Here is an 8,895-nt window from a genome sequence, read left to right as displayed (position 1 = left end):
CAAAGACCACGCATTGAAAAAAACAAACATCAAGATCGCTATAGCAGGGACCGGGTATGTCGGCCTTTCTAGCAAGAATGTGCTCGCATTCTTGTCATCTGCCCTATGGGGCGTCAATGATCACTAAAATAAAATCTTTAACCAATTCCCCAGACAAAAAAAGACTCATGTCAAACTTTTTTTCTCTGTCTATACTGCAGGCTTTTACATACATACTACCGCTTCTTACATTGCCATATTTGGTAAGAGTGCTTGGTGTAGAACTCTTTGGGCTTGTGATGTTTGCTCAGGCTTTTATTATGTTTTTTAACATCCTTGTAGATTATGGATTCAACCTGTCAGCCACGAGAGAGATCTCCATACACAGAGATAACAAAGAAAAAATCACAGAGATATTTAGCTCTGTGATGATGATAAAGTTTATACTCATAGGTGTTTCGTTTGTGATTTTATCGATCATCGTAGTTAGTTTTGAAAAGTTTTCAAGCCATTGGGAGCTTTACTGCCTTACATTTCTTTGGGTAATAGGTCAAGCGATGTTTCCCATATGGTATTTCCAGGGACTAGAGCGGATGAAATACATCACCATAGTAAACATCATTTCAAAACTGATATTTACTATTGCGATATTTATTTTTATTCAAGAAGAAAGCGATTATATACTTGTACCCCTTCTAAACGGTCTTGGATTTATGGTGGGCGGAGTTATTTCTCTTTGGATTGCATACAGGCAATTTAACCAAAAGTTTAAACCGCAAAGTATCCAAACCATGATGATACATTTCAAAGACAGTTCGCAGTTTTTTCTCTCACGCGTGTCTGTAAGCATCTACACGTCGGCAAATGCTTTTGTATTGGGTCTATTTACTAGCAATACAATGGTAGGTTATTACTCAATAGCAGAGAAACTGTACCAAGCGATGCAAGGTTTGTATCATCCAATTGTAAATACAATATATCCGTATCTAGCAAAAAGTAAAAATATACTTTTTTACTATAAACTATTTATAGTTATTTTCATTATTAATATTATAGGTGTAATGTTTGTTTATCTATTTTCTAAAGAAATTATTGATATTTTATTCAATATAACAGATGTAGAGGTAAATACGATTTTGCTTATTTTAGTGACATCTTCTATTTTGCATGTTCCAGCTATTCTTTTAGGATATCCTCTTTTAGCAGCATTTGGATACCCAAAGTATGCTAATTTGACTGTGATTCAAAGCTCTCTTGTTCATTTGACAGGTCTTGGTATTTTGTCCTTCTTTGGTATGATTTCAATCTACAGTGTTGCAGTAATGGTGCTAATTACAGAAACGACAGTCTTTTTTACAAGATTGCACTATTCGAAAAAAACAGGTTTAATATTAAAAGGAGCAAATAAAAATGAATAAAAAAGTATATGTAGGAATGAGTGCAGATCTAGTCCACCCAGGACATATGAATATATTGAAAGTAGCAGCTAGTTATGGAGATGTAACCGTAGGTCTTTTAACCGATAAGGCTATAGCAAGCTATAAAAGACTCCCATATATGGCATATAAGCAAAGAAAAGAAGTTATTGAAAACATCAAAGGGGTAAAAGAAGTAATCCCTCAAGATACACTTGATTATAGACCAAATCTTGAACTTGTTAAGCCTGATATTGTAGTCCATGGAGATGATTGGAAAGAGGGTGTTCAGTCAAAAACCAGACAACAAGTAATCGATACACTTTCACAATGGGGCGGAGAGCTTGTTGAACCATCTTACACAGCAGGTATATCATCTACTCAGCTTAATAAATCACTTAAAGAACTTGGCACTACTCCCGACATAAGAAGGAGCCGACTTAGACGACTCATTGACTCAAAAGAAGTAGTAAGAATTATGGAAGCGCACAATGCTTTAAGCGGACTAATTGTTGAAACTGTCAAAGGTGATAATGGCATCGAATACGATGGCATGTGGAGTAGTTCACTAACTGATTCTACCTCAAAAGGGAAACCAGATATAGAAGCTGTAGATGTAAGTACAAGATTAAATACTATCAACGAAATTTTTGAAGTGACAACTAAGCCTATGATCTATGATGCGGACACGGGCGGAATCGCAGAACACTTTGCCTTTACGGTAAGAAGTTTAGAGCGAACAGGAATAAGTGCAGTTATCATAGAAGATAAAACAGGACTAAAGAAGAACTCTCTTTTTGGAAATGAAGTAGCACAAACACAAGATACAATAGAAAATTTTTGCCAAAAGATTCAAACAGGCAAACGAGCACAGATAACAGATGATTTTATGATTATTGCCAGAATAGAGAGTCTTATTTTAGAAGCTGGTATGGATGATGCAGTTACAAGAGCAAAAGCCTATATCGTAGCTGGTGCAGATGGAATTATGATACATTCTCGACAAAAATCCCCAGATGAGATTTTGGAATTTTGTAAGATATTAAGAGCACACAATGAACATATCCCAATAGTAGTAGTACCTACAAGTTTTAATCAAATCACAGCAAAAGAGCTTAGTCTTGCCGGTATCAATGTTGTTATTTATGCAAACCACATGCTAAGAGCTGCTTATCCAGGCATGATAAATGTTGCGAAGTCAATACTAGAAAATGACAGAAGCTTAGAAGCCGAAGAATCACTGCTTTCGATAAAAGAGATACTAGATCTTATTCCAGGAACAAAATAATGGCACTTGATACAAACCTATTTTTAGACAAACTCATAGTGCAAGGCTATACGCAATTATGTGTGGTGCCCTGCAGTTTTGCAAAAGATGTCATTAATGCAGCCATAAATCATGAAAATATAGAATATATCCCCTGCGCTAGTGAAGCCATAGCCTGTTCAGTTGCGGCTGGACTTAAAATGGCTGGAGCAAAGCCTATAGTTATAGTTCAGTCTAGTGGTGTTACAAACATGGGAAGCTGTATCACAAGTCTTCTCAAGCCATACGGTGTTACATTTCCAATTTTAACAAGCTGGAGAACTTACAGTGAAGGTGATAGCGAGATACAACATCAGCATCTAGCCACAGAGCTCCCTAAACTCATAGAAGCATATGGTTATGAAAATGTCATCCTGGATATTGAAAATATTGATACGGCTATCTCTCAAATAGATGTTTGTGATACAAGCCATACGATGTGTATCATAAAAAAAGACAGCTTTACAAAAGTGGCATTAAAAGATGAGCATCAATTAGATTTATCAAGCTATGTACCACGAAGCAAGTTTTTAATCGACCTAAATGAAAAGTTTAAAGATACAAACACGCTTTTTATTGGGACTACGGGCAATACGGCTAGAGAAATGTATAGCTTCATGCAAGAGACGAATAACTTCTATATGGCAGGTAATATGGGCGGAGCATTGAGTTTGGGGTTTGGTGCGGCAAAAGCGGGTAAAAAAGTTATCGTTTGTGGTGGTGATGCAGAGTTTGTGATGCATATGGGTGGATTTACAACAGCTGGAAGATACAAAGATGAGATAAACTTAACCTACATACTGTTTGACAACGAGTCAAACAAGTCCACAGGTGGACAAAACACGTATCAAACTCATTTGGATTATATCTCTATAGCAGAAGGTTCAGGTTTAGATGTGACTTCACAAACAATCATGTCGTTAGAGAGTTTTTCAAAAACTGTGGATGAACTCTCATCTTCAAAAGGCTTAAAATTTCTACATGTAAAATGTGGAAATGATGAAGAAACACCAAGACCACCAATCGAAGTAGTAAGAGCGAGCACGTTTCAATGACTCAAATTTTTTCGTACCATATGCCTACAAAAATAGTATTTGGTTGTAGCGAGATAAGCAATATTGCCAAATATATTAATGGCAGAAAAACCATACTTATCACTTCACAAGGATTTGTAAAAAGAGGTTTGGTTGACAAAATCAAATCCCTTTGTGATTCGATAGTAGAAGTCTGTACAGATGTAAAATCTCATCCAGAATTTAAAGATTTAGAAGTAGCATATAAAGAAATTCACAAAAATGAGTTTGAGCTAATACTAGCAATTGGTGGAGGAAGTGTGCTAGATGCTTCAAAATACTTTTCGGTTTATAACGATAAAAAAGAAGCCAGCTTTGTTAGCAGTCTTATAAAAGGTAAAGCAGAAAAAAAAGATTATAAACTCATCCCTATCATCTCAGTACCAACAACAGCAGGAACAGGAAGCGAGATAACTCCATGGGCTACTATATGGGATATGGATGAAAAGAAAAAATATTCACTTCATTTGTCAGAGCTTTTTAGTGAAGCAGCTCTTTATGATCCAACACTTACACTTAGCGTACCAAAAGAAATTACAGTCCAAACAGGACTCGACACGCTTTCTCATGCACTAGAGTCTATTTGGAATAAAAATGCAAATCCTATTACGATAAACTACGCCATAAAAGCATCAAAACTTATACTAGAGTATTTACCACTTCTAGCAAATGATTTAGAAAATATTGAGTACAGAACACAAATACTCAAAGCTTGTATGTACGCAGGACTTGCATTTTCAAACACACAAACCGCTCTTGCCCATGCGATGAGCTACTACATCACAGCTCATAAAGGGGTAGACCATGGTATAGCATGTAGTTTTACCCTTCCGATGCTAATAGATAATGTCATCGGAAAATATGACTTTATTGATGAGGCTTTACAAGATATTTTTGGAGAGCTAAGTTCGGATAAATTAAGAGAAATGCTAAAAGAGCTAAATATCTCCACAGAATTTAGTCATTATGATATCGATGATGAAGAGTTGGACAGTATAAAGGCATCTTTGAGTAATAATCAAAGAGCTGGGAATAGTTTGATACAAATATAATGATTAAAAAGATTCTTAGTTATTTTCTTAATTTACCATTCTATTATCTAATGTATTTTGTTAAACCTAAAAAGGATTTGTGGATTTTTGGTGCTTGGTTTGGAGAAAAATATTTTGATAATCCTAAATTTTTATTTGAACATCTTAAAAAAAATTATCCGCAAATAAATGCAATATGGGTTACAAAAGATCAAAGTATTTGCAATGGACAAGATATTCTGTATAAATATTCGTTGAAAGCTTTTACTTTATCATTGCAAGCAAGTGTGTTTATAGTAACTCACTCAACTTTTCTTGACATATATCGATTTATCAATACATACAAAAGGTATTCAATTCAGTTGTGGCATGGAATACCTATAAAAAAAATTGGATCAGATGATAAAGCATCTGATTTAAAAAATAAAATAAAACTTTTTTTATTTCCATTTTTAAAAGAAAAATATTCTCTCGTTATCTCTTCTTCTTCATCAGACAAAAAAAATATGAGTACTGCATTTTCAGTTCCTATAGAAAAAGTAGCTATTACAGGATATCCAAGAAACGATGTTTTTATCAAACAACAATATAACAATGATAAATTAAAAATATTATATGCTCCAACTCTAAGAGATAAAGTTGATGATGAAATAAATCTTTTTGATGATTTTGGGTTTGATATAAAAAGCGTATTAAAGATATTAAAAGAGTATAGAATTTTTTTGGATATCAAAATGCACCCAGCAAATAAAATTGACACTAAATTTAAAAACTCTATTAAGTCTGAATATATTCATTTTTTAGAATCAAAGATTGAAATAAATGAAATAATTCAAGATTATAGTATGGTGATAAGTGACTATTCAGGACTGTATGTAGACTATTTGCTAACAAACCGTCCAATCATCTTTGCACCATTTGATTATGAAAAATATATTACAAAAGACAGAGAACTTTATTACGATTATGATGAAGTGACGCCTGGACCAAAATGTAAAAACTGGGATGAAGTGCTAGAGTGGGTTGTTAAGTTTAAAGAAAATCCTGAGTTATACAAAGAAGACCGAGAAGCTCTCAAAAATAGATTTCACAAATACCAAGATGGCAAGAGTTGTGAAAGAGTGTATCGTGAGATTATCAAGTTATGTAAAAAAGAAAATGACTTATGAAATTGACTCCACTTTGTTTTTTGGTAACAGGATTTTATTTGTTATGGAGTAGGTTATGATGAAAAAAGTTTATATTTTAATGGCAACTTACAACGGTGAAAAGTTTTTATCAGAGCAGATAGACTCTTTGTTATCTCAAACATATCAAGGGTGGAAATTATTTATTCATGATGATGGTTCAAATGACAATACAGTTGAGATCATAAAAGCATATGCAGAGAAATATCCAAACAAAATATTTTATTTAGATGATGGTGTTAGATGTGGTGGAGCAAAAGAGAATTTTACGCATTTATTAAACAATATAGACAATAAATTTGATTATGTAATGTTTTGTGATCAAGATGATGTTTGGCTTCAGGATAAAATAGAAATTACACTTAATAAGATGCTAGAAACAGAAAAAGATAATATTAATAAACCTATATTAATACACACAGATTTAAAAGTAGTTGATGAAGAGTTAAAAATCATCCATAACTCAATGTTTGAGTATCAAAAGTTAGATGCTTTACATAGCAAAGATATCAGAAAACTGGCAATTGAGAACTGTATAACAGGCTGTACTGTGATGTTAAACAAAGAGCTTTTTTGCATATCAAAAGATATACCAAAAGAGGCAATCATGCATGATTGGTGGATAGGGCTCGTGTGCTTGAAAAATAGCGGAAGGATAGGGCATGAGTCAACATCTACGATTCTATATAGGCAACATAGTATAAATAGTGTAGGAGCTAAGAAAATTGATTTTTTATATTATGCAAAAAAAATCATGGATGCAAAAAAAATCATGGATGCAATCTACACACAATCAAATAAAATTGGACTGGATATGAATTTTTTAGAAGTTGTGCTTTTGAAATTAAAGTTTATTGTTTCAAAGTTCTAAGATATGAAATTTATTTTATATATTTTGATATTTATCCTATTTATTCCAAAAATTAATCTTATTGATATTCATGCAAGTTCAGGACTGAGGATAGATGATTTATTTTTGCTGATAATATTAGTACTGATATTGACTACAATTTTTTTGAATAGAAATTACTTAAATTTTGTTTTTAAGTTTAAGCCATATTTTATAGTGTTATTTATTATGTTGTTGTCTTTATATTCTATGTTACTCAATGAACAACTTACCTTCACTAATTTTTTATACTCAGTCAGGATATTAGAATATTCAATTTTTATTATTCTAGGATATTATTTATTTAAATATAGGTTTAATTTAACACAAATCTTTATCGTATATTGTTGCGTATCTGTATTTATAATTTTTTTACAGTATTTTGGAATAATTGGGGGATTTGAACTGGGTAGATACACTGCATATACTTCTTCACGCCCTATTGGTTTAACGGCAGGTCCTTGGGAGGTCTCTCTATTACTTGTATTTGGTCTTGTATTATTACAACATTTTAATAGAAAAAAAATATATATTGTTATTGGAACATTATTTTTTATAATTGCTATTGCTCTTACCGGCTCAAGAGTCGGTTTATTATCAGCATTAGTAGTATTAATGTTAATTCACAAAGCCAAATTTTTAATTTATGGGAGTTTTCTTATTCCAGTACTTATTGCTGTATTAATACTTCTTCCGAATATTTCTGTAATAGAGAGAAGCGCTAATTTATTCAATACCGGTAATTTACAAATGGTCTCCACTATATATGAAAATATTGACCTAAATAATAAATTTTCTGAACAATATGCAAATGTTGATATGGCATCCGAGTTGCATGATGTAAGTTGGTTGATAAGAACAAATAAATGGATGTATATTATTAAAAACAATACTTCATCTATTCAAACAATAATGTTTGGGTTTTCACCTGGATATTATGGCTCAGCAGTAGATGGCAGCTACTTAAGAATTTTTGGTGAACTTGGTATTGTTGGCCTATTTCTTTATACCATCTTATTTATGCACATGATGATTAATAACACAATGAAACTTATACTGGTTGCTATTTTTGTTAATATGATATTTATTGATGTGATTTATGCTTATAAGATCATGAGTGTCCTATTTTTGCTATATGGTTATTATATGGCAGAAAGACTCTTAAAGGGAAAGGAAAAGTATGCTTCAAATATCAATGATAATTCCAACCTATAATGCACAAAACTATTTGCCAAAACTATTAGACAGCATCAAAAACCAATCTATCAAGGATTTTGAACTTATTATCATTGACTCATCATCAATAGATGAAACAGTCGCTATAGCAAAACAATATACTGAAAATGTTGTGGTTATTCCCCAAAGCGAATTTGATCATGGCGGCACACGAGCTAAAGCTGCCAAAATGGCAAAGGGCGAGATCCTTGTTTTTTTGACTCAAGATGCTCTGCCGTTTGATGAGTTTGCTATAGAAAATATTGTAAAAGCATTTAGCGATGAAAAAGTAGGGGCGGCCTACGGCAGGCAGCTTAGCTACAGCGAGACCACTCTTTTTGGTAAACATTTGAGAGAGTTTAATTATGGAGAGAACTCATATATTCGCAGCTTAGAAGATAAAAACCATTATGGACTAAAAACTGCCTTTTTATCAGACAGTTTTGCGGCATATCGCAAGAGTGCCTTGGAGGGCATCGGATGGTTCAAAGATGGGCTTATTCTCGGTGAAGACACTTATGCGGGGGCTAAGATGATCCTTGCAGGCCATTCGCTGGCTTATGTGGCTGAAGCAAAAGTGTACCATTCGCACAGTTACACCGTATGGCAGGAGTTTCAAAGATACTTTGACATCGGTGTGTTTCATAAGTGTGAGGACTGGATACTCCGGGAGTTCGGCAAGGCTGAGGGCGAAGGGATGAAGTACATCAAGTCTGAAGTCAACTATTTGCTTGCAAATGGAGCTTGGTATCTGCTGCCTGAGTTTTTTGTGCGAAACGCCATGAAGTACACAGGCTACA

8 protein-coding genes are annotated in these 8,895 nt (G+C 33.5%); all 8 read left to right on the top strand.

Going from position 1 to position 8,895, the window contains the following annotated elements; translation table 11 throughout:
* Nucleotides 1-116: 116 nt before the first annotated feature.
* Nucleotides 117-1,397, top strand: a complete 1,281-nt coding sequence (rfbX, locus tag IBX42_RS09970; protein ID WP_294932494.1) for an oligosaccharide flippase family protein — start codon at nucleotides 117-119, stop codon at nucleotides 1,395-1,397.
* Nucleotides 1,390-2,682, top strand: a complete 1,293-nt coding sequence (aepX, locus tag IBX42_RS09965; RefSeq protein WP_294932492.1) for a phosphoenolpyruvate mutase — start codon at nucleotides 1,390-1,392, stop codon at nucleotides 2,680-2,682. Before rfbX ends, aepX begins: the two co-directional genes overlap by 8 nt.
* The gene (locus tag IBX42_RS09960) at nucleotides 2,682-3,755 is read left to right on the top strand and encodes a thiamine pyrophosphate-dependent enzyme (RefSeq protein ID WP_294932490.1); all 1,074 of its coding nucleotides are present in this window, start codon (nucleotides 2,682-2,684) and stop codon (nucleotides 3,753-3,755) included. Before aepX ends, IBX42_RS09960 begins: the two co-directional genes overlap by 1 nt.
* Nucleotides 3,752-4,825 carry a phosphonoacetaldehyde reductase gene (locus IBX42_RS09955; protein WP_294932488.1) on the top strand — a complete coding sequence of 358 codons (1,074 nt, stop codon included), beginning with the start codon at nucleotides 3,752-3,754 and terminating at the stop codon, nucleotides 4,823-4,825. Before IBX42_RS09960 ends, IBX42_RS09955 begins: the two co-directional genes overlap by 4 nt.
* Complete coding sequence (locus IBX42_RS09950) at nucleotides 4,825-5,973, top strand: CDP-glycerol glycerophosphotransferase family protein (RefSeq protein ID WP_294932486.1); 1,149 nt, start codon at nucleotides 4,825-4,827, stop codon at nucleotides 5,971-5,973. Before IBX42_RS09955 ends, IBX42_RS09950 begins: the two co-directional genes overlap by 1 nt.
* Nucleotides 5,974-6,028: 55 nt before the next feature.
* On the top strand, nucleotides 6,029-6,862 hold the full coding sequence (locus tag IBX42_RS09945; RefSeq protein ID WP_294932484.1) for a glycosyltransferase family 2 protein: 834 nt from the start codon (nucleotides 6,029-6,031) through the stop codon (nucleotides 6,860-6,862).
* Nucleotides 6,863-6,865: 3 nt separating this feature from the next.
* Nucleotides 6,866-8,095 (top strand): hypothetical protein, encoded by a 1,230-nt coding sequence (locus tag IBX42_RS09940; protein ID WP_294932482.1) that lies wholly within the window; start codon nucleotides 6,866-6,868, stop codon nucleotides 8,093-8,095.
* On the top strand, nucleotides 8,061-8,895 hold an 835-nt coding region (locus tag IBX42_RS09935; protein ID WP_294932480.1), incomplete at its 3' end, for a glycosyltransferase family 2 protein. The genes IBX42_RS09940 and IBX42_RS09935, both read left to right, overlap by 35 nt.

The sequence above is a fragment of the Sulfurimonas sp. genome, assembly GCF_014859695.1.
GTDB lineage: Bacteria > Campylobacterota > Campylobacteria > Campylobacterales > Sulfurimonadaceae > Sulfurimonas.
The sequence above is the reverse complement of the archived record's forward strand: the minus strand, read 5'-3'. Positions and strand labels throughout refer to the sequence as shown.

Bases quoted from the DNA above. Each gene is read 5' to 3' on its own strand.
- IBX42_RS09945 (WP_294932484.1), top strand. From the start codon at position 6,029: ATGATGAAAAAAGTTTATATTTTAATGGCAACTTACAACGGTGAAAAG.
- IBX42_RS09955 (WP_294932488.1), top strand. From the start codon at position 3,752: ATGACTCAAATTTTTTCGTACCATATGCCTACAAAAATAGTATTTGGT.
- IBX42_RS09960 (WP_294932490.1), top strand. From the start codon at position 2,682: ATGGCACTTGATACAAACCTATTTTTAGACAAACTCATAGTGCAAGGC.
- rfbX (WP_294932494.1), top strand. From the start codon at position 117: ATGATCACTAAAATAAAATCTTTAACCAATTCCCCAGACAAAAAAAGA.
- IBX42_RS09950 (WP_294932486.1), top strand. From the start codon at position 4,825: ATGATTAAAAAGATTCTTAGTTATTTTCTTAATTTACCATTCTATTAT.
- aepX (WP_294932492.1), top strand. From the start codon at position 1,390: ATGAATAAAAAAGTATATGTAGGAATGAGTGCAGATCTAGTCCACCCA.
- IBX42_RS09940 (WP_294932482.1), top strand. From the start codon at position 6,866: ATGAAATTTATTTTATATATTTTGATATTTATCCTATTTATTCCAAAA.